Origin of the sequence: Alteromonas sp. KUL106 (assembly GCF_009811415.1) — a bacterium.
Lineage (GTDB): Bacteria > Pseudomonadota > Gammaproteobacteria > Enterobacterales > Alteromonadaceae > Alteromonas.
The window spans coordinates 42,784-66,859 of sequence record NZ_BLIG01000046.1 but is presented as its reverse complement, the minus strand read 5'-3'; the positions used below and the strand labels follow the sequence as shown (position 1 = coordinate 66,859).

The 24,076-nt window shown below is 45.4% G+C and carries 25 protein-coding genes; 21 read left to right on the top strand and 4 right to left on the bottom strand.

Going from position 1 to position 24,076, the window contains the following annotated elements; translation table 11 throughout:
• The first annotated feature begins 101 nt into the window (after positions 1–101).
• The 10 genes from GVO63_RS15755 to nqrM all read left to right on the top strand — a co-directional run bounded on the left by GVO63_RS15755 (position 102) and on the right by nqrM (position 9,898).
• Entirely contained in the window at positions 102–722 is a 621-nt protein-coding gene (locus GVO63_RS15755; RefSeq protein WP_159581187.1) for an FKBP-type peptidyl-prolyl cis-trans isomerase, read from the top strand.
• A gap of 292 nt (positions 723–1,014) precedes the next feature.
• The gene (gene fabV / locus GVO63_RS15750; RefSeq protein ID WP_159581185.1) at positions 1,015–2,193 is read left to right on the top strand and encodes an enoyl-ACP reductase FabV; all 1,179 of its coding nucleotides are present in this window, start codon (positions 1,015–1,017) and stop codon (positions 2,191–2,193) included.
• 511 nt (positions 2,194–2,704) lie between these two features.
• Positions 2,705–4,045, top strand: a complete 1,341-nt coding sequence (locus tag GVO63_RS15745; protein WP_159494693.1) for a Na(+)-translocating NADH-quinone reductase subunit A — start codon at positions 2,705–2,707, stop codon at positions 4,043–4,045.
• A gap of 3 nt (positions 4,046–4,048) precedes the next feature.
• Positions 4,049–5,251: an NADH:ubiquinone reductase (Na(+)-transporting) subunit B gene (locus GVO63_RS15740; protein ID WP_159494692.1), complete on the top strand. Its 1,203-nt coding sequence runs from the start codon at positions 4,049–4,051 to the stop codon at positions 5,249–5,251.
• Positions 5,241–6,005 carry a Na(+)-translocating NADH-quinone reductase subunit C gene (locus GVO63_RS15735; protein WP_159581182.1) on the top strand — a complete coding sequence of 255 codons (765 nt, stop codon included), beginning with the start codon at positions 5,241–5,243 and terminating at the stop codon, positions 6,003–6,005. Before GVO63_RS15740 ends, GVO63_RS15735 begins: the two co-directional genes overlap by 11 nt.
• 10 nt (positions 6,006–6,015) lie before the next feature.
• Complete coding sequence (locus GVO63_RS15730) at positions 6,016–6,648, top strand: NADH:ubiquinone reductase (Na(+)-transporting) subunit D (protein ID WP_014950795.1); 633 nt, start codon at positions 6,016–6,018, stop codon at positions 6,646–6,648.
• Positions 6,649–6,651: 3 nt separating this feature from the next.
• On the top strand, positions 6,652–7,260 hold the full coding sequence (gene nqrE, locus GVO63_RS15725) for an NADH:ubiquinone reductase (Na(+)-transporting) subunit E (protein WP_014950794.1): 609 nt from the start codon (positions 6,652–6,654) through the stop codon (positions 7,258–7,260).
• Positions 7,261–7,280: 20 nt separating this feature from the next.
• On the top strand, positions 7,281–8,513 hold the full coding sequence (gene nqrF / locus GVO63_RS15720) for an NADH:ubiquinone reductase (Na(+)-transporting) subunit F (RefSeq protein WP_159494690.1): 1,233 nt from the start codon (positions 7,281–7,283) through the stop codon (positions 8,511–8,513).
• A gap of 116 nt (positions 8,514–8,629) precedes the next feature.
• Positions 8,630–9,655 carry an FAD:protein FMN transferase gene (locus GVO63_RS15715; RefSeq protein WP_159494689.1) on the top strand — a complete coding sequence of 342 codons (1,026 nt, stop codon included), beginning with the start codon at positions 8,630–8,632 and terminating at the stop codon, positions 9,653–9,655.
• Positions 9,656–9,664: 9 nt separating this feature from the next.
• A complete protein-coding gene (nqrM, locus tag GVO63_RS15710) occupies positions 9,665–9,898 on the top strand; it encodes a (Na+)-NQR maturation NqrM (protein ID WP_014950791.1) in 234 nt (77 codons plus the stop codon).
• Between the two features lie 425 nt (positions 9,899–10,323).
• Here the strand turns inward: nqrM and GVO63_RS15705 are convergent, their stop codons facing one another.
• Positions 10,324–10,569 carry a type II toxin-antitoxin system RelE/ParE family toxin gene (locus GVO63_RS15705; protein ID WP_159581179.1) on the bottom strand — a complete coding sequence of 82 codons (246 nt, stop codon included), beginning with the start codon at positions 10,567–10,569 and terminating at the stop codon, positions 10,324–10,326.
• Positions 10,569–10,811, bottom strand: coding sequence for a type II toxin-antitoxin system ParD family antitoxin (locus GVO63_RS15700; protein WP_044583775.1), 243 nt, complete (start codon positions 10,809–10,811; stop codon positions 10,569–10,571). Before GVO63_RS15700 ends, GVO63_RS15705 begins: the two co-directional genes overlap by 1 nt.
• 252 nt (positions 10,812–11,063) lie before the next feature.
• Here GVO63_RS15700 and dinB point away from each other — a divergent pair, with 252 nt between their 5' ends.
• The 4 genes from dinB (at position 11,064) to GVO63_RS15680 (ending at position 16,774) form a co-directional block, all read left to right on the top strand.
• On the top strand, positions 11,064–12,137 hold the full coding sequence (dinB, locus tag GVO63_RS15695) for a DNA polymerase IV (protein WP_159581176.1): 1,074 nt from the start codon (positions 11,064–11,066) through the stop codon (positions 12,135–12,137).
• A 147-nt stretch (positions 12,138–12,284) separates the two neighbouring features.
• The gene (locus GVO63_RS15690) at positions 12,285–12,533 is read left to right on the top strand and encodes a DUF1653 domain-containing protein (protein WP_159581173.1); all 249 of its coding nucleotides are present in this window, start codon (positions 12,285–12,287) and stop codon (positions 12,531–12,533) included.
• A gap of 63 nt (positions 12,534–12,596) precedes the next feature.
• A complete protein-coding gene (locus GVO63_RS15685; RefSeq protein WP_159581170.1) occupies positions 12,597–13,487 on the top strand; it encodes an MBL fold metallo-hydrolase in 891 nt (296 codons plus the stop codon).
• A gap of 122 nt (positions 13,488–13,609) precedes the next feature.
• On the top strand, positions 13,610–16,774 hold the full coding sequence (locus tag GVO63_RS15680) for a glycoside hydrolase family 2 TIM barrel-domain containing protein (RefSeq protein ID WP_236552179.1): 3,165 nt from the start codon (positions 13,610–13,612) through the stop codon (positions 16,772–16,774).
• Here the strand turns inward: GVO63_RS15680 and GVO63_RS15675 are convergent.
• A complete protein-coding gene (locus GVO63_RS15675; protein WP_159494368.1) occupies positions 16,767–16,985 on the bottom strand; it encodes a VF530 family DNA-binding protein in 219 nt (72 codons plus the stop codon). The genes GVO63_RS15680 and GVO63_RS15675 overlap by 8 nt on opposite strands.
• Positions 16,986–17,070: 85 nt before the next feature.
• Positions 17,071–17,742, bottom strand: coding sequence for an HTH-type transcriptional regulator RutR (gene rutR / locus GVO63_RS15670; protein WP_159494367.1), 672 nt, complete (start codon positions 17,740–17,742; stop codon positions 17,071–17,073).
• Between the two features lie 309 nt (positions 17,743–18,051).
• Here rutR and rutA point away from each other — a divergent pair, with 309 nt between their 5' ends.
• The 7 genes from rutA (at position 18,052) to GVO63_RS15635 (ending at position 24,020) form a co-directional block, all read left to right on the top strand.
• Entirely contained in the window at positions 18,052–19,140 is a 1,089-nt protein-coding gene (gene rutA / locus GVO63_RS15665) for a pyrimidine utilization protein A (RefSeq protein ID WP_159494366.1), read from the top strand.
• A complete protein-coding gene (gene rutB / locus GVO63_RS15660) occupies positions 19,140–19,874 on the top strand; it encodes a pyrimidine utilization protein B (RefSeq protein WP_159581168.1) in 735 nt (244 codons plus the stop codon). The genes rutA and rutB overlap by 1 nt, the downstream gene beginning before the upstream one ends.
• Positions 19,875–20,008: 134 nt before the next feature.
• Entirely contained in the window at positions 20,009–20,392 is a 384-nt protein-coding gene (rutC, locus tag GVO63_RS15655; protein WP_014950778.1) for a pyrimidine utilization protein C, read from the top strand.
• A 58-nt stretch (positions 20,393–20,450) separates the two neighbouring features.
• Positions 20,451–21,296 (top strand): pyrimidine utilization protein D, encoded by an 846-nt coding sequence (rutD, locus tag GVO63_RS15650; RefSeq protein ID WP_201281919.1) that lies wholly within the window; start codon positions 20,451–20,453, stop codon positions 21,294–21,296.
• A 40-nt stretch (positions 21,297–21,336) separates the two neighbouring features.
• Positions 21,337–21,957 (top strand): malonic semialdehyde reductase, encoded by a 621-nt coding sequence (locus GVO63_RS15645; RefSeq protein WP_159581165.1) that lies wholly within the window; start codon positions 21,337–21,339, stop codon positions 21,955–21,957.
• Positions 21,958–21,979: 22 nt separating this feature from the next.
• On the top strand, positions 21,980–22,510 hold the full coding sequence (locus tag GVO63_RS15640; protein ID WP_159494363.1) for a flavin reductase: 531 nt from the start codon (positions 21,980–21,982) through the stop codon (positions 22,508–22,510).
• 19 nt (positions 22,511–22,529) lie between these two features.
• Positions 22,530–24,020 (top strand): CoA-acylating methylmalonate-semialdehyde dehydrogenase, encoded by a 1,491-nt coding sequence (locus GVO63_RS15635; protein WP_159494362.1) that lies wholly within the window; start codon positions 22,530–22,532, stop codon positions 24,018–24,020.
• Positions 24,021–24,076 lie beyond the last annotated feature (56 nt).

Genomic DNA, 24,076 nt, shown 5'->3' with positions numbered 1-24,076 from the left:
GGTGTGGTACACTCTTGCACCGGAAAATGCAGAAACATTCTCGCGCTACGCGTTTTGTTTGAAATTTGTACTGCATTTGTAATTTAATTTCAGGAGTTCTTGTGACTGATACATTCAATACAGTAGAAACCCAAGCAAGTTACGGCATTGGTTTTCAAATGGGTCAACAATTGCAATCAAATCCGTTTGACGGACTCGCGATCGACGCAGTTGTAGCTGGCCTAAAAGACGCCTTCGCAGGCCAAGCACCTCAGGTTGATAACGACACACTACGTGATGCGTTCGGCGAAATTCACAAGCGTATGCAGGCGGCCAAAGAAGAAGCAAGCAAAGCGGTTATTGAAGAAGGCACAAAGTACCTTGAAGAAAATGCGAAACGCGACGAGGTAACGGTTACTGAATCAGGTCTTCAATATGAAGTTATTGCTGAAGGTGACGGTGAAACGCCTGTTGCGTCAAGCACAGTACGCGTTCACTATCACGGTACGCTTATCAATGGTTCTACTTTTGACAGCTCTTATGAGCGCGGTCAGCCGGCTGAATTCCCAGTAGGCGGCGTCATTAAAGGTTGGACTGAAGCGCTTCAACTTATGAAAGTAGGTGCTAAATATCGTCTGTATGTACCACATGATCTTGCCTACGGTGAGCAAGGTGCGGGTGCTGCTATCGTACCGTACAGCACGCTTATCTTTGACGTAGAACTTCTTGACGTTCTAGGTTAATGTGTTGTTCCCAGGTGTGCAGTTCTGTACACCTGTGTTCCATCTCTTCTTATTCATAGTTCATAGCACTTTAAATATTAGCCCGCACTTCGCTAAGTTTAGCGTTATGGCCTAATGTTTCTTTCTCTTTTCTTCTCTGTCTTTTCTCTTAAATACAAAGCAAACCTCAATTTGGTACGTTGTTTCATTGGTGTCGCCTTGCGTTTGCGATATGCTAGGTTTCATCTGCTCCGAGTTGTTATCAGTGGCTTCGGCATTACAATAGCCCCACGCTCAAATAAGGAAAATTATTATGGTTATCAAGCCTAAAGTGAGAGGCTTCATTTGTACTAACGCGCACCCGGTAGGCTGCGCAAAAGCGGTTGAAGAACAAATTGCTTATGTGGAAGCAAAAGGTGACTTAGGCGAAGGCCCTAAAAATGTACTCGTTATTGGTAGTTCTACAGGTTACGGCTTAGCATCGCGCATTACCTCTGCATTTGGCTACGGTGCCAAAACGCTGGGTGTGTGTTTTGAAAAAGAACCAACAGAGCGCAAAACGGGTACTGCGGGTTGGTATAATACTGCGGCGTTTCACGAACAAGCACGAGCGAAAGGCCTTTTCGCTGACACCATCAATGGCGATGCGTTTTCTGATGAGATTAAAAATGAAACCATCGAAAAAATAAAAAGTGAAATGGGCAAGGTTGACTTGGTTATCTATAGCCTTGCTTCCCCGCGCAGAACTGATCCTGAAACAGGTATTACCTACAAATCTACCCTAAAGCCGGTGGGTGAGGCGTATACCACCAAAACTTACGATACCGATAAAGATAAAGTACACGAAGTGTCGCTAGAGCCAGCTAACGACGAAGAGATCCTTAACACCATCAAAGTGATGGGGGGCGAGGATTGGGAGCGTTGGATGGACTTTCTACGTGACGCAGATGTACTTGCTGAAGGCTGTAAAACCACTGCATATACCTATATCGGTAAAGAGTTGACATGGCCTATCTATGGGCAGGCGACCATAGGAAAAGCGAAAGAAGACTTAGACCGTGCCGCCGCGGCCATCATTGGTAAAAACAGCGAGTTACTTGTGCAAGCCAATGTGAGCTCGTTAAAAGCGCTGGTCACGCAAGCAAGCTCGGCTATTCCTGTAATGCCTCTTTATATTTCACTTATTTATAAGGTCATGAAAGAGGAAGGAACGCATGAAGGCTGTATTGAACAGATATACGGCTTGTTCACTCAGTGTCTGTTTGGCAATACCCCAACATTAGATGAATCAAACCGTTATCGAATGGATGGCAAAGAAACGAACGACGCGACCCAAGCGAAAATTAAAGCGTTATGGGACCAGGTGACACAAGAGAACTTTCATGACTTAAGTGACTACGAAGGTTACCACCACGAATTTTTAAAGTTGTTTGGTTTTGATATAGAAAGCGTCGATTATGACAGCGATGTTGAGCCATTAGTTAAGTGGTAAAATCTGATATTACTAACATTTAACTTTTCGTGTATGTATAAAAAGCCGTCTGATTCGACGGCTTTTTTACGCTGATTTACACGCTGCTATAAGTATAACAAAGACATTGTGTAAACGAGTAAGGCCAGTGGTTTACATTAAATTGTAGAAAAATTTGTCTTTATCTTTAAATAGCGTGGCACAAACGTATGGGTTAATGCTAAAATCCCGAAATTAAGTAGGGGTCTTTTCTGCCTCTACCAAAACAGCAGTAGCGATTGCAGCAATATCACAATATTAATAAGTGCTAATTTCTGCTGGTGGTCTATAAAGAAAGGGCGAATTAGACGTCCGCAAAAGGAATTATGCGTTACGGCTTCATAACAGGCTGACCGTAGCAATTGCAGCAAGTTCCATCAATCAACAACGAAAAGGTGTTTTACACCTGTTAATAGTGCGCTTTTGCATGCTGACAGGCAGGTTTCCTGCGGTCATGCAAAAGGGTATTTCTATTAGAGTAGTGCGATTACATATGATAAAAATCAAGAAAGGTCTCGACCTCCCAATTGAGGGAGCGCCAAAGCAGGAGATTGCTGATGCATCTGCTGCAACGCGCGTTGCCATTCTGGGAGAAGAATATGTGGGTATGCGCCCTACCATGCACGTCCAAGTTGGCGATGTAGTGAAGAAAGGTCAGGTGCTTTTTGAAGACAAAAAGAACCCTGGCGTTAAATTCACTGCCCCAGCAGCGGGTGAAGTGGTAGAGGTTAACCGTGGTGCAAAACGTGTTCTTCAGTCTGTAGTTATCAAAGTAAACGGCAGCGATGCTGTAACCTTCGATAAAATTGCAGCTGACCAGATCGCGAGCGCTTCACGTGAGCAGCTTCAGTCAATCCTTGTAGAGTCTGGCATGTGGACAGCGTTCCGTACGCGTCCATTTAGCAAATCTCCAAAGCTAGACTCTGTTCCAAGTTCAATTTTCGTTACAGCAATGGATACCAATCCACTGGCAGCAGATCCTGCTGTGATTATTGCTGAGCGCCAAGACGATTTCGTAAATGGTCTTAAAGCGGTAACGCAATTGAGCGGCGGCAAGACTTACGTTTGTAAAGCGGCAGGTGCTTCTGTTGCTACTGGCGATGCGGCAGTTGATGTTGAAGAATTTGGCGGTCCTCACCCTGCGGGCCTACCGGGTACTCACATCCACTTCCTTGATTCTGCTGGCATGAACAAAACGGTTTGGCACATCAACTACCAAGACGTCATGGCCATTGGTGCATTGCTAACCTCTGGTGAGCTAGATAACCGTCGTGTTATTTCACTTGCAGGGCCTGCAGCAACCAATCCACGCCTAGTGCGCACGGTTATTGGCGCAGACTTGACCGAGCTAACTGCGAACGAGCAAGTAGACGGTGAAGTACGTGTTATCTCTGGTTCTGTACTTAGCGGTACGACAGCGATGGGCGTTCACGGCTTCCTAGGTCGTTTCCACACCCAAGTTTCACTACTAAAAGAAGGTCGCGAGAAAAAGCTATTTGGCTGGATTACTCCAGGTTCAGATAAGCACTCAGTGACTCGTGCTTACTTAGGTCACCTAAGTAGCAGCAAGACATTTGATATGACAACAACTACCAATGGTTCTGAACGTTCTATGGTTCCAATTGGTAATTACGAACGCGTTATGCCCCTAGATATCATTCCTACGCTTCTGCTTAGGGACCTGATTTCTGGTGATACTGACGGTGCTCAGACGTTGGGTTGCTTAGAGTTGGACGAAGAAGATTTGGCATTGTGTACTTATGTATGCCCTGGCAAATACAATTATGCTCCTATTTTACGCGACTGTTTGACCACGATAGAGAAAGAGGGTTAAGTCATGGGTTTAAAAGCGTATTTAGAAAAAATCGAACCAAACTTCGAACCAGGTGGTAAGCATGAAAAGTGGTATGCGCTTTACGAAGCTGCGGCGACCATTTTCTACACCCCGGGTAAAGTAAACAAAGCTAACACGCACGTGCGTGACAGCATTGACCTTAAGCGCATCATGATCATGGTATGGATGGCAACATTCCCAGCTATGTTCTTTGGTATGTATAACATCGGTTTCCAAGCGCAAGAAGCAATTGCAGCTGGTGCAGGAACTCTACCTGATACATGGCAAGCGGGCCTGTATGCTGCTCTTGGCGGTGACTTGGCAAATGCGGGCACATTAGGTCTATTCTTTTATGGCGCATGTTTCTGGTTGCCAATCTACGCGGTAACGTTCGCAGTAGGTGGTTTCTGGGAAGTATTGTTTGCCTCTGTGCGCAAACACGAAGTTAACGAAGGTTTCTTCGTTACATCGGTACTGTTCGCACTAACACTTCCAGCCACGATTCCTCTATGGCAAGTCGCACTAGGTATTACCTTCGGTGTTGTTATTGCGAAAGAAGTATTCGGTGGTACAGGTCGCAACTTCCTTAACCCAGCATTGTCTGGTCGTGCATTCCTTTACTTTGCGTATCCTGCGCAAATTTCAGGTGACCAAGTATGGGTAGCGGCAGATGGTTATTCTGGTGCAACGTCTCTAAGCCAAGCGGCTTCTGGCAACCTTGATTACGCGAACATGGATCAGTGGATGAACAGCTTCATCGGTACTATCTCAGGTTCAGCGGGTGAGGTGTCTACACTTGCTATTATTCTTGGTGGCTTGTTCATCATGTACATGCGTATAGCAAGCTGGCGCATTGTTGCTGGTGTAGCAATTGGTGTGGCGTTCTTCGCAACCTTGCTAAACCTAATCGGCAGCGATACTAACCCTATGTTTGCAATGCCTGCTCATTGGCACTTTGTTGTTGGTGGTCTTGCTTTTGGTATGTTCTTTATGGCGACAGACCCAGTTTCTGCGTCGTTCACAAACCAGGGCAAGTGGGCTTACGGTATCTTCATTGGTTTCATGACGGTACTAATCCGCGTCCTAAACCCAGCCTTCCCTGAAGGTGTAATGCTAGCAATTCTGTTTGCTAACTTGTGGGCGCCACTGTTCGACTATTTCGTCGCACAAAGCAATATCAAGCGGAGGGTAGCACGTGTCGGCTAAGAAAGAATCTTTAGGCAAAACGGTAGGTATTGTTGTTGCCGTATGTTTAGTTTGTTCAATTGTTGTTTCTGGCGCGGCGGTTGGCCTTCGCTCTCTACAACAAACAAACGCTGCTCTCGATAAAAAGAGCAACATTCTTAATGCTGCAGGCCTTTATGAAATGGGCATGAGCAATAGCGCAATTGAAAGCACGTACAGCGAGCGAGTAGAGCAGCGTTATGTAAATCTTGACGAAGGTACTTTCGTAGAAGCGCCTAAGCCAGATTACGATATGTATAAAGCAGCCAAAGAGACTGAGTACAGCACTAAGGTCACTAACAGCAATGTTGGTTTTCAACGCCGCCCTAACGTGGCTAGTGTTTACTTAGTTCGCGATGACGCAGGTGATGTATCTCGTATCATTCTTCCTGTACACGGCAGCGGCCTTTGGGATCTTATGTACGGTTTCTTAGCGGTAGACGCAGACGGCCAAACGGTTCGCGAGCTTATTTACTATCAGCAAAAAGAAACGCCAGGACTAGGTGGTGAAGTGCAAAACCCTGCTTGGCAGGACAAATGGGACGGCAAAGAGCTTTACGAGAATGGCGAAGTTGCTATTCGCGTAGTGAAAAATGCTAACCCTAGCAATCCTCACACTATCGATGCGCTTTCAGGTGCAACCCTAACCAGCAACGGTGTTGAAAACACAGTACGTTACTGGGTAGGCGAGCAAGGCTTCGGCCAGTTCCTGAAGAACCAAGCATGGCGTTCATAAGGGAAGTCTCATGGCAGATACTAAAGAAATGAAAAAGGCCCTCTTTGGGCCGATCCTGGACAACAACCCGATCGCCCTACAGGTATTGGGTATCTGTTCAGCACTGGCAATTACCACTAAGCTGGAGACAGCATTGGTAATGTCACTTGCGCTTACAAGCGTTGTAGCGTTCTCAAACTTGTTTATTTCACTAATTCGCAACCAGATCCCATCTAGCGTTCGAATTATTATCCAGATGACCATCATTGCGTCGTTGGTAATCGTTGTTGACCAAATACTGAAAGCGTATTCGTATGAAATATCGAAGCAGCTGTCGGTCTTCGTTGGTCTGATTATTACTAACTGTATCGTAATGGGTCGTGCTGAAGCTTACGCCATGAAGAGCCCACCTTTGATGAGCTTCCTTGATGGTATTGGTAACGGCTTGGGTTACTCTTTCATTCTAATTGTTATTGGTACAATTAAAGAGCTATTTGGTTTCGGTACTATTTTAGGTTTCGAAATCCTTCCACTGGTTCAAAACGGTGGCTGGTATCAGGGTAACGGTTTGTTAATCCTACCATTCAGCTCATTCTTCTTAATCGGCGGTATGATTTGGTTTATCCGTACTATCCGTCCAGAGCAAGTAGAGCCTAAGGAGTAAGTCATGGAACATTATTTGTCGTTATTTGTTCGCTCAATTTTCGTTGAGAACATGGCGTTATCACTTTTCTTAGGTATGTGTACATTCCTAGCGGTATCTAAGAAAGTTAAAACTGCTATGGGTCTTGGTGTTGCCGTTATCGTGGTACTCGGTATCTCTGTACCGGTTAACCAAGTTATTTATGTAAATATTCTTGCTCCAGGCGCACTAGCATGGGCAGGTTTCCCTGAAGCTGACCTAAGCTTCCTTAACTTCCTAACGTTTATCGGTGTTATTGCGGCGTTGGTACAGATTCTAGAGATGAGCTTAGACAAGTTCTTCCCTGCGTTATACAACGCACTCGGTATCTTCCTTCCGCTAATTACCGTTAACTGTGCAATCTTTGGTGGTGTGGCATTTGCGGTTCAGCGCGAATACAACTTTACTGAAAGCATTGTATACGGCGTAGGTAGCGGTATGGGCTGGGCACTAGCAATTGTGTTGCTAGCGGCAGTACGTGAAAAGCTGAAGTATGCTGATATGCCTGATGGTGTTCGTGGTCTTGGTTCTGTATTCATGATCGCTGGCCTAATGGCACTTGGCTTCCAGTCATTCACTGGTATTCAGCTGTAATAGAGCTCGGGAGCATATAAATGAATAATGTAGAAATATTTCTTGGCGTCGGCATGTTTATTGCCATCGTATTGGCGCTGGTATTTATTATCATGTTTGCTAAGTCTAAATTGGTACCAAGTGGTGACGTTACTATCACTATCAACGGCGACCCAGACAAGGCAATCAAAACGGCACCGGGTGGCAAACTTCTTGGTGCACTAGCTGACGCAGGTTACTTCGTATCTTCTGCTTGTGGTGGCGGTGGTTCATGTGGCCAGTGTCGTGTAGATGTACACTCAGGTGGTGGTGAAATTCTTCCAACTGAACTAGACCACATCACGAAAGGTGAAGCACGCGAAGGCTGCCGTCTTTCATGTCAGGTTGCTATCAAGCAAGACATGGAAATCGAACTTGAAGAGTCGGTATTTGGTGTTAAGAAGTGGGATTGTGAAGTTATCTCTAACGATAACAAAGCAACCTTCATCAAAGAACTTAAGCTTAAAATTCCTAACGGTGAAAGTGTACCTTTCCGTGCAGGTGGTTATATTCAGATTGAAGCGCCAGCGCACCATGTTAAGTACAAAGACTTTGATATTCCTGAAGAGTATCGTGGTGACTGGGAGCGTTTTGGCTTCTTTGACATCGAGTCTAAAGTAGACGAAGAAACTATTCGTGCATACTCAATGGCGAACTACCCAGAAGAAGAAGGCATTATTATGTTGAACGTGCGTATCGCTACGCCGCCACCTAATAACCTAAGTCTACCTGCTGGTAAAATGTCATCGTATATTTGGAGCCTTAAAGAAGGTGACAAAGCGACTATTTCTGGTCCATTCGGTGAATTCTTCGCGAAAGAAACTGAAAATGAAATGGTATTCGTTGGTGGTGGTGCTGGTATGGCGCCAATGCGTTCACACATTTTCGATCAGCTTCGTCGCCTGAAGTCTAAGCGTAAGATGAGCTTCTGGTACGGTGCACGTTCACTTCGTGAAATGTTCTATACTGAAGACTTCGACGAGCTAGCGGCAGAAAATGACAACTTTGAGTGGCACGTAGCACTTTCTGATCCTCAGCCAGAGGACAACTGGGAAGGTTACACAGGGTTCATTCACCAAGTACTTCTTGAGAATTACTTGAAAGATCACCCTGCTCCAGAAGACTGTGAGTTCTACATGTGTGGGCCACCTATGATGAACGCGGCCGTAATCAACATGCTGAAAGATATGGGTGTTGAGGACGAAAACATCATGCTAGATGACTTCGGTGGCTAAGCTGCTGGTTTAAAAGTTATTGAGCATATAAAAAGGGGCGTAAGCCCCTTTTTCGTTGAAGCAGAACGTATGATGCACATAATTTAGTTTCGTGCATATTAGCTAAGGACAACATCGTGATTCGATTTGGTATTCGAATTTTTCTCGCTTTTTTTGCGATCAGTATTCTTGTACTCGCAAGCTGTAGCGACGAAAAAACGCCTGTAGTGCACCTTCAAGGGCAAACCATGGGCACAACCTACAATGTGAAATATCTTGTAGCAGAAGCGCCGGTGGAAGGCTTACAAGCTGAAATAGACGCCCGTCTTGTTGAGGTAAACAAGATGATGTCTACCTACGACCCAACGTCAGAGCTTTCAAGGTTTAACCAATATCGTTATACCGATAACTTTGCGGTGTCGCCAGATACGCTAACCGTAGTAAACGAGGCGCTACGCTTGGCAAATCTGAGTGGCGGTGTGCTTGATGTTACCGTTGGCCCATTGGTTAATTTGTGGGGGTTTGGCCCAACTAAGCGCCCTGAGAAAGTACCAAGCCAGACAGACATCGACGATATTCGCGAATATGTGGGTTATAAAAAGCTGTCAACCACGCCCACAGGTTTAAAGAAAAGTCACCCAATGCTTTATGTCGACTTGTCGACCATTGCTAAAGGTTTTGGCGTTGATGAAGTGGCAGAGATTCTTGAAAAGCACGACATTGAAAACTACCTTGTAGAAATAGGTGGTGAAATGCGCGTGAAAGGTGAACGCGGCGACGGCAGTGAATGGCTAATTGCCATTGAAAAACCGGTTACCACTGAACGTGCCGTTCAGAAAGTTGTGTCTATTGGTACTAATGCAGTTGCCACATCAGGAGACTATCGCAACTATTATGAAGAAGATGGTGTTCGCTACTCGCACCTAATCGACCCCACAACGGGCAAACCCATTTCACATAATTTGGTTTCGGTTACGGTAGTACACCCTTCTTCAATGACGTCAGACGGTTTAGCAACGGCGTTTAACGTAATGGGGTGGGAGCAGGCGATAGCGGTTGCTGAGCAAGAACAACTTGCTGTATTTCTCATTCGTCGCACGGAAGACGGATTTGAAGAGTATGCGTCGCCAGAATTTGATAAACTGGTCACAGTTCATAATTAGGGGGTAGCAATGTCTACATTCATCCTTGCTTTTGGTTTCTTTCTCACAATGGTACTGGCTATGGCCGTAGGTTACCTTTTTCAGAAAAAATCAATTTCTGGAAGCTGTGGTGGCTTAGGTGCACTAGGTATTGAAAAGGCCTGTGATTGTCCAGAACCGTGTGACCGTAAGAAGTCACGCATGGAAAAAGAAGAAGCCCGCCAGAAAAAGCTAAACGAGTGGAAGCAAAACCAAATACTGTAATGCTGAAACCATTGTTGGCTTAGGGTTTAAAAGCGCTGTTTGATGCTAGTCGACAGCGCTTTTTTTTTCTGTGAGTATATCTATCTAGCTCGTTAACGTTGAGTTCTATTGAAGTTGCCGAACGATATCCATTGATTGATGAAGAACCCTTATAATTCTGATACCGTATTTGAACTTTCTAAAAACGATCATATGTTTATCTATACCAATCCGCATAGATAATTGCCCCCTCAGAAGGTGCTGGCAAGTTTCCTAGCAAAGCGTGGGAATGCAGGAATGGCTGTTCCCTTTCAAATTCCCAGAATGAAGCTAGGAAGCTTGCCAGACTTTCCCGTAGGGCGAGTTTAAAATGTCCGTACTCTTTGTTGTGTCACCTTGATGTAGCACCACTATACCTGCGGTAACACGCCGCGATTACGAACATTTTAACTCTCGCTGAGTGGGTAATTATCTATGCTGACTGGTATTACATTGCTAGAAAAACACCCCCACTTAATATCATTTCTCGGTATAGCTAACGCCGAGTTAGCATCGTTTGCAAGCTCGATAAATCTTGACTCAAGGTCATCTAAATAATTATTGCGTTGCTCCTTGCCCCAGTACTCTTCGGTATAAACACCGATCTCATATAGATCATTGGCAGCAGCTTTTGAAACGCGGAATTTAGTCACTATCTACTATCTAGCCGTTTCTTAAGAGAGTCCATTGAAAAATTAATGTCGTCTTCACTTTGTTCTCCTTCTTCAATCAAGAGCCTCAGCGCATTTAACTTTGACGATGCGTCTTGTTCTTGAAGCAGTCTCAATGCAGCGCGAATTACCTCGCTTTGATTGTTATAATTGCCTGAACTTACCATCGCTTCGATAAATTCGCTCATACTTCTACTTGGTTGAAATGTAATTGTTCTAGCCATATGACAAACCCTGTAAGTAAATTACTTACAATATAGCCGGATCGTTTCACACTCGCAATTACGCCTAAGTAAAAGTAAGCGTTATTAATGGGCTTATTTGTATTAATTCCTGTTCAACTTTGCCTTGAATCATGCTTGTGAGGCATCAAGCTTATCAAGAATCGACAACGACATAGTGTAATTAAACGCTATTGATAATATACTGTCTTTTTGTACAGTTTCGTGTGAGCACGTTAAGAGCAAAGGCAGGTAATGCGAAAAATTATCCACGTCGACATGGATTGTTTTTACGCCGCAGTTGAAATGCGCGATAACCCTGCCTTGCGCGATATTCCCATTGCCATCGGCGGCAGTGCCGACCGTCGGGGAGTTATTTCTACCTGTAACTATCCCGCCCGCAAATTTGGTGTCCGCTCAGCCATGGCTACTGCGTACGCGCTAAAACTATGTCCTAACCTCACTCTGGTAAAGGGGCGCATGGACGTATACGCCGCCGAGTCGCAAAAAATACGTAAGATATTTGCTGACTATACCGACCTTATCGAGCCCTTATCCTTAGACGAAGCCTATTTAGACGTCACGAACAGTGAGTTTTGCGGTGGAAGCGCCACTTTAATTGCCGAAGAATTACGCGAGCGTATTAAAAACGAACTCGGCCTGACCGCCTCAGCAGGCGTGGCGCCCTGTAAATTTGTGGCAAAAGTAGCAAGCGATGAAAACAAGCCTGACGGTATTTGTGTTATCACTCCTGATAAACTCGATGCGTTTGTACGCGATATGCCGCTAAAGAAAATACCGGGTGTAGGAAAAGTTACCATGCAAAAGCTTCAGCGCATGGGGCTAAATACATGTAACGATGTTCGCCAGTATCCTTTTGAGCGCATTCAAAAAGAGCTGGGTAAATTCGGTAGTGTGCTGTGGGAACGTGCTCATGGCATTGACGAGCGTGAACTATCGGTATCTCGTGAACGCAAGTCCATCGGCGTAGAACGCACGTTAAGCGAAGACATCCACACCTTTGAGCAGTGCATTGACTTCTTGCCACATTTATTTGAAAAGCTTCAAGAGCGAATGGAAAATCACAAGAAGCGAACGGGTAAACCCGTGCGTATTCGCACGCAGGGCGTGAAGCTTAAGTTTAATGATTTTCAGCTGACTACCGTCGAGCATCGCAGCGCCACGCTAGATGAAGCGTATTTTCGCACACTAATGCAGGAAGCTTTCGAGCGAGCAACAGGGCGTGGCATCCGTCTTGTAGGCGTGCACATAGGGCTCGCCGCCGACCAATCAACACAGCAGTTGGTGTTGCCTTTTGAACAGGGTTAGGTGAAAAACACCACAGACTTTTGTTAAATACTCATGTGCTATAGCCTCACCCCAGTCGCTTGATATACTCCACACGATAGCGCTACACGAAACAGCGCTCAATATATACACCCTTACGCTTTCACTCTACTTTTACCGAAGGACATTATGGACTCGAAACAACTAAAAACCCCAGGTCGCTACAAGCACTACAAAGGAAATTTATACGATGTATACGAAGTGGCTACCCATTCAGAAGACGAAAGCAAGCTCGTTGTCTATCGCCCATGCTATGGCGAAAGAGCATTGTGGGTTCGTCCTCTTGACATGTTTGTCGAGTCGGTCGAAAAAGACGGAGAAATACTCTCTCGCTTTGCCTATGTGGGTGAGATTCCTGATGAGGAAAAAATGATCTAATTGTGAATTTAGGTCATAGTGTAAGAGGTCTTATATAAACAGGTTTCTTTCAAGGAAATAATAATGAAAACTGCACCTCGTTTTAGCGCACGCATTATGGCTGCGTTCATTGCTGCCAGCCCTTTGGTTTTTTCAACAATTAGCACTGCAAATGCACAAGATAGATTTGCTGATGTCGAAGTTAAAGCGACAGCGATAAAGGGCTCTGTGCACATGCTTACAGGTGCAGGTGGAAATATTGGCGTATCAGCAGGAGATGACGGTGTGTTGATTATCGATGATCAATTCGCGCCACTTGCTGAAAAAATAGCGGCACAGCTTGGAGAGCTCGGTAGTGACAAACCTAAATACGTGATCAACACGCATTACCATGGTGATCACACCGGATCTAATGCGTTTTTTCATAGTCATAAAGGCGCAACCATTCTTGCTCATGAAAATGTGCGTGTTCGCTTAGCTAATGACGAGAAAATAAAGCCAGAAGCGCTGCCAACTATTACCTATGAGGACGGGATTAAAATTTACTTTAATGGTGAAACCCTTCATGTGATGCATTTGGCGGTGGGCCACACTGATGGCGATAGCGTAGTGTGGTTTGAGCAGCCTAACGTCATGCATACTGGCGATTTATTCTTTAATGGTCGTTTCCCCTATATCGACCAAGGCGCAGGTGGCAATGTTGAAGGCTACATGGATTCAGTAAAGCAGCTACTTGCTAAAATAGACGATGATACTGTCATCATTCCTGGTCACGGCGAGATTAGCAATAAGCAAGAATACAGTGCATTTTTAGCCATGATTAGCGACACGTTTAACTATGTTAAGGCACTGAAGCAAAACGGCAAAACCCTTGATGAAGTTAAAGCGATGGGTTTAGATGAAAAGTGGGCGGACTGGAGCTGGAACTTTATTAATGAAGAGAAGTGGATAGCGACGCTCTATAACGACGCATAGCAGTATCAATCGAAAGAAGAAGCGGCGCAGGCCGCTTTTTTTTTACATTTCTTTCACACTTCGCTTTACCTAGGGTAAACGTTTACCTATAATGAATTTTCAAATAATGGTGGAGATAATGTGTGCTGAAAAATAAGAAAATAAAGACGTTACCTAGGGAAGTAATCCTGATTTTTGTTGCGTTTCTATGCGTATTTTCTCATTATCTTCATTCCGAAGAAGTTAAAGCGCTGTGGGAAGACCCCACAATTGTGCAAGAGAATCGTCTTCCAGCACGATCACACTTTTTTTCTTTTTTTCAAGATCCCAACAAATTCGTCTACACACCATGGGATGCCCAAAACTACCTGAACTTAAACGGTATTTGGCAATTTCAATTGTCTTCGTCACCTTTTACCGGTGCTACGCGTTTTTACGAAAACGACGCCTCGACAGCGGATTGGGGCACGATAAAGGTGCCTGGAAATTGGTCTTTAAACGGCTACGGCGTGCCCAATTACGTCAATATGCGCGCTGATTTTGCACCTGATGAAAATCCGCTCACGGTTAATAAGATCCCTCGTGACACCAACACAACAGGGCGATATAAACGTGTTTTTACGGTGTCTGAAGAATGGGAGGGAAAAACCGTTATTGCCTATTTAGGCGCTGTAAAATCAGCGTTTAAACTGTGGGTGAATGGGCACTATGTTGGATATTCACAAGACAGTAAAACTGCCGCCGAGTTTGATATCACAGAATTCATCGTTCCGGGCAGTCAGAATGCTATGGCTATTGAAGTTTACAGATGGTCCGATGGAAGTTATTTAGAGCTACAGGATATGTGGCGATTAAATGGCATTGAACGGGATGTATATCTTTATGCGACCCCTAAGACACGCATCCAAGATATCACATTAAATACCACGACCACGGCAGATTACCAAAATGGATTATTTGGTGCAGAGGTTTCTATAGTAGGAAATCAAGCCAGCAACAGCATGGTTGATTTCACTGTTTATGATGAAAGCGGTGATGTGGTTTTACGTGATAAACAGCCAATTAGCATTCAAGAAAATAAGTCTGTCGTTATCGTTCAGCCCACGGTTGCAAAAGGGGTACAGTTCTGGAGCCATGAATCTCCCACACTTTACTCGGTGAGGTTAAGGCTGCTGAATAAAGCGAAAGAGGTAACACAGGTCGCGTGGCTTCGTGCAGGGTTTAGGACGAGTGAACTTAAAGGAGGCAACGTCCTGATTAATGGCAAACCGGTGTTGTTCAAAGGGGTAAATCGTCATGAACATGATCCCCTCACCGGCCATGTCATTTCAGAAGCGTCGATGCGAAAAGACCTTACACTAATGAAGTCGCTCAATATAAATGCGGTGCGCAACTCACATTATCCAAACCACCCTCTATGGTACGCGTTAGCTGATGAGTATGGAATGTATCTTGTTGACGAAGCGAATATTGAGTCGCATGGCGTAGGTGCCGCAAATCAAGGGCACAGTTATATTGCTGAAAATCACATGGTTAACATGCCAGAGTGGCGAGACGCGTATGTAGATCGTATTCGAAATATGTATGAAGCGAGTAAGAACCATGCGTCTGTCGTGATGTTGTCACCGGGTAACGAAAGTGGAGATGGCGACAACACAGAATATTTATATCACTGGCTTAAACAACGAACATCGCTTCCTGTCATGTTTGAGCAAGCGCAATTGCGTCCTCATACTGACGTCTATGCCCAAATGTACGCTTCCCTTGACCTCATGCAGAGTTTCGTTGAGATAGGCAGTGACCGTCCTATGATACTGTGTGAATATCAGCACGCTATGGGAAATTCGGTTGGGAATTTAAAAGAGTACTGGGATCTCATTTATAAACATGAATCGTTACAAGGCGGGTTTATTTGGGACTGGGTCGACCAAACGATAACCACCACAACCAATGAAGGAGTTGAATATCAAGGTTATGGAGGTGACTTTGAAAAAGCAGGTCAATATCACGACGGTAACTTTTCTGCAAATGGTCTACTGACCGCTAATCGCGAATTCCATCCTCACGCTTATGAGGTGCAACACGTTTATCAAAACATATTTGCAGAGTGGGATTCTAGCCGTGCTGACAAGGTTCTTATCAGAAATGGTCGTTACTTTACGGGACTCGACGATGTCTATCTTAGATGGGAAAGGCTTGAACAGGGACAGGTGCTTCGAAGTGGAATAGTTGAATCGCTCTCGATACCACCAGGCGAGAGCTCGACAATAGCCATCCCCAACATCTCACAGATGAAAAACGAAAATCGTTATCACACTAATCTGTACTTTGTTAAAAAAACAGACTCCCTGAGTCATAAAAAAGGGGATGTGGTTGCACAAATACAGCTGTCGCAACCATTTCAAAATAACGAAAAAGGGACTATTAAGTCAAAAGGCGGTATTGAAGAGAGAAGTGATGCACTAATACTTCACTTTAAAGATAACGAATACACGGTGAGCAAAAATACGGGGTGGCTTTCTTCAGTACAGAAGAAAGGAAAAGAGGTATTAAAAACGCCTATGATCCCTTGGTTCTGGCGAGCGCCAACCGACAACGACTTCGGTGAGGGTTTCCCGCAAAAAAGTAAGGTTTGGATAGACGTCGCTGAACATGCTGAATTAATTTCTATAACGGAAAAAGAAGAAAACGGGGCGATAAGTGTTGTAACGAAACACCGTTTTCCTACCGTACAAAGTGAATATCACACAACATATACCCTGACGGATGAGGGCAACATACTGATTGATGCATGGTTTCTCGCCGCACCAAACCAATATTACCCAGCGCTTCCTAGAATTGGTTATCGCTTTGAGCTCGTCGACGTTTATGAAAGTGCGTCATGGTTTGGCCGTGGCCCACACGAAAATTACTGGGATCGAAAAAGCTCTGCATTTTTTGGGCGATACTCATTGCCCATTGCTGAATTAAGCCATGGCTACGTGAGGCCTCAAGAAAACGGACACAGAGCAGATGTTTACGAAGTGAGTTTCTCTGAAAAAAATAATGCAGAAACACCGTCCATTACGTTCAAGGGCAGGCCATTGATAGGCTTCAATGCGCAATATACAGATTGGTTGGACTACGACACAACGGAAAAAACCGGACTACACCCTCATGAAATCCCGGTTAAGTCAAATGCTTTTATCAATATTGACTTTAAGCAGCGTGGTGTTGCGGGTACAGACTCATGGATGACTCCGCCATTGTTCAAATACACACTGCCTTGGAGAGACTATCACTATCAGTTCGAGATGGCGCTTAATTGACAAAGGTCTGAATATACAGATGTTCGACCTTTTCTCGAGCCCATGGCGTTTTTCTAAGGAATTTAAGTGACGATTTAATGGATGGATCATTATTGAAGCAGTTTACTTTTATGCGGTAGTACAATCCGTCCCAACCGTAGCGCTCGTGGAGTTGCGTTACGATTTTCTCTAGCGTTAGGCCGTGAAGCGGATTGTTGGGTTGTTGGTTCATAACGTGTCGCTGCTCTTTCTTAATTTGAGCGGTTAGTTTATCACAAACTCTGGGGTCAGAGTCATCACTCTGACCCCATTCCTCTCTAAGGCTTTAGCCCATCTAAAATGATGTGCTGAATATTACTCAGCGTGGAATCGAAGAAAGCGGGATCACTCAAGTCTTTTCCGGTGACAGCTTTTATCTGCACGCTGAAATCGGCGTAGTGTTGAGTAATGGCCCAAATGCTGAATATCAAATGTATGGGGTCGACAGGTTTTAGCTTGCCGGTATTGATCCATTCGTTGATGACAGCACTTTTCGCATCTAGCAACGCTTTAAGCGGCGTTTCTAATTCTTTTAAAAGCAGGGGGGCACCCTGAACCACTTCCATACAAAAAAGTTTTGATTCGGCGGGGTTGTCTCTCGACATTTCAAGTTTCACTTTTATGTATTCACTGAGTGTTTCAATGGGCTTTTGTTCTGCGGAAAAGCTTTGAAGTGGCGTTAACCAAACATCCAACAGGTGGGTGATTACCGATAAGTAAAGACCGTCTTTGCTTTTAAAGTAATAGAGTAAGTTACTCTTTGAGACATTCGCTAACTCAGAGACTTGCTCGACCGTAGTGCCGCTCACGCCGTTTTTTGCAAACAAAGACAGCGCAGCATCCATAATGCGCGTGCGCTTTTCTAAGAGCGCCTTTTCACGCCGCTTTTGGGTTGTAGGGCTAAATGCCCTCACTGTTTTCGTACTTACGTGTCCTTCAGATCTACTCACTTCTCAATTCTTCTTAATCGGATTTCTGCGATTTGCTGCTTAGTTTACGCGGAGTTTTCATCGCTATAAACCCATTTGCATAATAATGCACCAATTAAGTTCATTTGCACTGGACTTGGTGTTCCAAAATGAACCAATAGGTCTAATTTCATTTTTAGATTCAATTAAGTAATTGATAAATATAGTTTTAATAAATTGGCCTGCTTTATGCTGTTCACTATGCATACTGCCACTTCACTGTTTTGAATTCGGCAACCTTAAAAAAAGCGGAGTAAACCGCTTAAAACGCATACAAGCAGAGGGAACAACATGGATATAGGTGTATTTATTCCAATTGGTAACAACGGCTGGTTAATTTCTAAAAATTCGCCTCAGTTCAAACCCACATTCGATCTCAATAAAGAGATTGTGATGAAAGCTGAAAAGTACGATATGGACTTCGCACTCTCTATGATCAAGTTGCGAGGTTTTGGCGGAGAAACTGAATTTTGGGACTATAACCTTGAATCGTTCACGCTGATGGCTGGGCTTGCCGCCGTGACCTCTAAAATACAGCTATATGCAACTGCAGCCACACTGGTACTGCCTCCTGCCATTATGGCTCGAATGGCTACCACTATCGACTCTATTTCTAATGGACGCTTCGGCGTAAACCTTGTGACTGGCTGGCAGCGTCCTGAATATTCACAAATGGGCATGTGGCCTGGCGATGAGTTCTTTGGTAACCGCTATGAGTATCTTGATGAGTACATCAAAGTAGTGAAAGAACTATGGGAAACGGGAAAAAGCGATTTTAAAGGCGAACACTTTCAAATGGACGATTGTCGCATGTTGCCGAAGCCACAGCGCAAAATTCCACTTATCTGTGCGGGGCAAAGCGCGGCAGGAATGGATTTCTCAGCTCGCCACGCCGACTATAACTTCTGTTTTGGTAAAGGTGTGAATACGCCTACCGCGTTTGCACCTACGGCAGCCCGTTTAACCGAAGCGGCTGAAAAGCACGGTCGCAGCGTAGGATCAGCGGTACTTATCATGGTCATTGCCGATGAGACTGATGAAGCAGCCATGGCTAAATGGGAAAGTTATAAAGACGGAAAAGATCAGTCGGCGTTAGATTGGATGGCGACACAAGGCGCTGCGGATAAGAAATCTGGCAAAGACACTAACATTCGCGATATGACCAACCCCACGTCAGCAGTTAACCTGAACATGGGCACGCTGGTAGGCTCTTACGAGTCGGTTGCTTCTATGCTAGATGAAATTGCGACAGTGCCCGGATGTGAAGGCGTACTGCTTACGTTTGACGATTTCCTAAAAGGAATGGACGATTTCGGTACAAAAATACAGCCGCTAATGAAGTCCCGTCAGCACTTGCTCGATGCATCGGGAGCGGCCTAATGTCTGCCGGTGAAATTTTTGATGTAGCGGGGTGTTTTCAAGCGCGTCAAACCGGGCAGCCCGTACTGCCTGCTAACCCAGAGCCCTTAACCCTAAACCCTAGTGAAACTGCCGTGATTGTGGTGGATTTACAAAACGCCTATGCGAGTAAAAATGGTTATTTAGATAAGGCTGGGTTTGATGTATCCACCACAGCCCCGGTTATTGAAAACACTCTTAAGGTGCTTGATACCGCGCGTGCTGCTGGTATGCCAGTGGTCTTTTTACAAAACGGTTGGGATGCCGATTACAAAGAGGCTGGGGGCCCCGGTTCACCGAACTGGTACAAATCTAATGCCCTTAAAACCATGCGCAAACAACCAGAGTTAACAGGCAGTTTGCTCGCAAAAGGGACGTGGGACTATGCCCTTGTGGATGCGCTAAAGCCGCAAGATGGCGATATCGTTATTCCAAAAACCCGCTACAGCGGTTTTTATAACACCAATCTAGATAGCATGCTGCGCGCAAGGGGAATTCGTAATTTAGTGTTTACGGGCATTGCGACCAACGTGTGCGTGGAATCAACCCTGCGCGATGGCTTTCACCTGGAATATTTTGGTGTTGTGCTCGCTGATGCAGCCTATCAAGCAGGGCCGCCTGAGATTCATGAAGCCTCACTTTTTAATATACAAACATTTTTTGGGTGGGTGTCTACCACAGCACAGTTCTGTGAAGTGTTTGAAGGGGCGAGTTAGGCGGTGTTTTATTGGCCAAAACTCGCCAAAAACAAAGCAGAACGGTAAAGCAATCAGCACAAATTGAAAGAAACCATTTATACGCGCTAGCCAGAGTAGCAATGCATCGATAGCGCAACGAGAAGGATAAGAACATGCCAAAGAAAGCGATTATTCCAGCAGGTACGTCTACGCCAATTGCCCCCTTTGTTCCAGGGTCTATGGCTGACAATATTTTATACGTGTCGGGCACGTTACCGTTTGACGAAAACAATGATGTGGTTCACGTAGGCGATGCCGAAGCACAGACTCGCCATGTATTAGAAACCATAAAAAGTGTCATTGAAGAAGCCGGTGGCACAATGGATGACGTTACTTTCAACTCAATCTTTATTACAGATTGGGACGACTACGCTGCGGTAAACAAGGTGTATGCCGAATACTTTCCAGGTGAGAAGCCAGCGCGCTACTGCATTAAGGTTGGGCTGGTAAAACCCGAAGCCTTAATAGAAATTGCGTCAGTAGCGCACATTGGGTAAGTGATGATGTTTGGACTTCCCGCGAACTGTGCCCACTGGTTCTATATAGGTGAGCTCTATGCATTCTGACACGCCTGCGAGTTACGGCCCTAAGAACAGTGAAATGCGCAACACGATGCATTACGAGATACATGGTCTTACGTCGCCCAATGCCCCTACGATTGTGTTGAGTTCGGGGCTTGGCGGGGCAGCTAAGTTTTGGCAGCCCCAGTTGGCTGACTTCACCCAAGACTACCGAGTGATCACGTACGATCAGTATGGCACCAACAAAAGTGTGGGTGAACTACCTGCGAACTACAGCATTTCAGACATGGCGGATGAACTCGCTGCACTGCTTAAAAAACTTGAAGTGCAAGTGTGCCACTTCGTCGGTCACGCGTTGGGTGGGTTAGTGGGGCTTCAGCTTAGTTTGTCTAAGCCTGATCTATTACAGAGTTTAGTGCTTGTGAATGCGTGGAGCAGCCCAAACCCACACACATTGCGCTGCTTTGATATACGCAAAGCCTTACTCGCCGCAAATAGAAAAGATATGTATCTACAACTGCAGGCATTACTGCTGTATCCCCCTGATTGGATTGCCGCGAATGCTAGGCACTTAGAAGAGGAAGAGGCGCATTTACTCAATCATTTTCCGAATGTAGATAACTTGCTAGCTCGTATTGCTGCTCTTAGTGCATTTGACATTGACGGTGAGTTACCTGAGATCAAAACGCCAACGCTCGCAGTGGCGAACAAAGACGACACCTTGGTGCCATGGCAGCGCTCACAAACACTAGCAGACGCCATGCCTAATGCAGTGTTGTCGGTGATGGAATACGGCGGTCACGCGTCGAGTATAACAGTCCCTAGCGCTTTCAATAAATTGGTATTGGAATACTTGCAGCGCCTAAGACAACGAGCCTAGAACACAGCCAAATAAATTTAAAAATTGGAAAGAATGTAAAATGACAGTATCACAGAAAACTGAATTTGAAACAAAGCGCCCACTTAGTGAAAGTGGCTTAGCCCAGCTATTTACTGATGCCCACACGCACACTACCTGGATAGACAAAACTATCGAAGAAACAGTTTTAAAACAGCTTTACGACTTGGTGAAGGTAGGGTCAACATCGGCAAACTGCAGCCCTGCGCGCTTTGTTTTTATCACTTCAGACGAGGGGCGAGAAAAACTTAAACCTTGTCTTTCAAGCGGCAACGTAGAGCAAACTATGACTGCGCCTTGTACGGTTATTGTTGCTTATGATGAAGAATTCTATGAGGAATTGCCTACGCTGTTCCCTTATGCGGACGCCAAGAGTTGGTTTACCTCAAGCCCAGAAGCCGCTTATGAAACGGCTATGCGTAACAGTTCGATGCAGGGGGCTTACCTTATCAGTGCTGCACGTGCACTCGGCCTTGACGCTGGTGCCATGTCAGGCTTCAACCCCAAATTACTCAACGAAACTTTCTTTTCTGATAGCACGTGGAAGGTGAACTTCTTACTCAACATTGGCTATGGCGACGGCGAGAGAGTACATAAACGTTTGCCACGCTTAAGCTTCGAACAAGCCTGTCAAATTTTGTAGCGCCACCTAAAAGGATATATGTATGACTATTACAGCAATCAATAACGCAGTAACAGAAGTGCTTCCCCCGGTAACACCTGAACAATATCGACAAGGCATGTCTAGCTTAGCGGCCGCGGTAAACGTCGTTACAACTACCAGCCCACAGGGCAATGCAGGTTTCACTGCAACAGCCGTATGCAGTGTTAGCGATAATCCAGCGACGCTTTTAGTGTGCTTAAACCGTAGCGCGTCTGTGCATGAAGTATTTAAAAACAGCACCCACTTGGTTATCAATACGCTGACCTCACAGCATCAGTCTATTTCCAACGCGTTCGGTGGCAAAGCGCCCATGAATGAGCGCTTTAAAATTGGGAATTGGATAGAGTCTGCAACCGGATGCCCACGTCTCCTTGATGCCGCAGTTAGCTTCGATTGCGTTATTACCGATGTGAAAAGTGTGGCCACACATGATGTTATTTTCTGCCAAGTGGTGGATATCAAACAAGACCCGGAAGCTGACGCACTTTTATATTACCAGCGCGGCTATCACAGTGCGTGCAAAAACGCATAACTAAAGGATTAGACAAGTAATGAAAGTAGTAGGTCACTTTATAAATGGTGAGACCTGTACGCCTAAAGGGCGTATGCAAGATGTCTATAACCCCGCTACGGGAGAGGCAGAAAAACTGGTTTTACTGGCGTCAAAATCTACGGTAAACGAGGCCATTGTTAGCGCGCAAAATGCGTTTGTCGAGTGGCGCAATACGCCAGTGAGTAAACGCGCCCGAGTCATGTTTAAGTTCAAAAATTTACTGGAAGAACATGCTGATGAAATTATTGCCCTTATTGGCGCAGAGCACGGCAAAATCAGCCACGATGCGGCGGGCGAATTGCAACGCGGCATAGAAAATGTCGAGTTTGCCTGCGGTGCACCGCAGTTGTTAAAAGGCGAGCACAGTAAAAATGTTGGGCCTAGCATTGACTCATGGAGTGAGTTTCAACCTCTTGGCGTAGTTGCGGGAATTACGCCGTTTAACTTTCCTGCCATGGTGCCGCTTTGGATGTTTCCGTTGGCCATTGTGTGCGGAAACACCTTTGTTTTAAAACCCTCTGAGCGAGATCCGAGTTGCGCCATTTTCTTGGCAAAATTGCTCAAAGAAGCGGGGTTACCTGACGGCGTATTTAACGTAATAAACGGCGACAAAGAAGCCGTCGATCAAATACTTGATGACGAACGCATTAAAGCGGTGAGCTTTGTCGGTTCAACACCTATCGCCGAATACATCTATTCAAGAGCCAATGCTAATGGGAAGCGCTGCCAAGCACTAGGTGGAGCGAAAAATCACGCGATAGTGATGCCTGATGCAGACGTTGACAATGCCGTGAATCAGCTTTTAGGAGCGGCTTTTGGTTCATCGGGCGAGCGTTGCATGGCGCTATCTGTCGTGGTTGCCGTGGGTGACAAGGTGGCTGATGAAATTGTAGAGAAGATGCAGTCGGCTATGAAAGGCCTAAAAGTGGGGGCGTTTAACGATGCGACCAATGATTTCGGCCCGTTGATTACCCTTGAGCACAAGGAAAAAGTCGAAGGATACATAACAAGTGCGGCTGAGCAAGGCGCCAATGTGGTCGTTGACGGGCGAAGCCCCGCAGTTGAAGGCTATGAAACGGGTTTTTTCTTGGGCGCTACGCTTATCGATAACGTCACGCCGGAAATGAAAAGTTACAAGGCTGAAATTTTTGGCCCTGTACTACAAGTTATGCGTGTTCAAAGCATGGAACAAGCCATGCAGTTAATTGACGATCATGAGTATGGCAACGGCACCTGTATTTTTACCCGCGACGGTGAAGCTGCCCGTTATTTTTCCGACAACATTCAGGTGGGTATGGTAGGCATCAATGTACCGCTGCCCGTTCCTGTTTCATATCACAGTTTCGGTGGATGGAAGCGGTCACTGTTTGGCGACCTTCATGCATATGGTCCCGACGGTGTACGTTTTTATACTAAGCGCAAAACCATTACGCAACGTTGGCCTTCAAGTGGCGTTAGAGAAGGAGTGAGCTTTTCATTTCCAAGTTAATACCGTTATGTATTCACCTTGGCAATGTTATCTGTCCGCTGTGCCTTGATTGACAC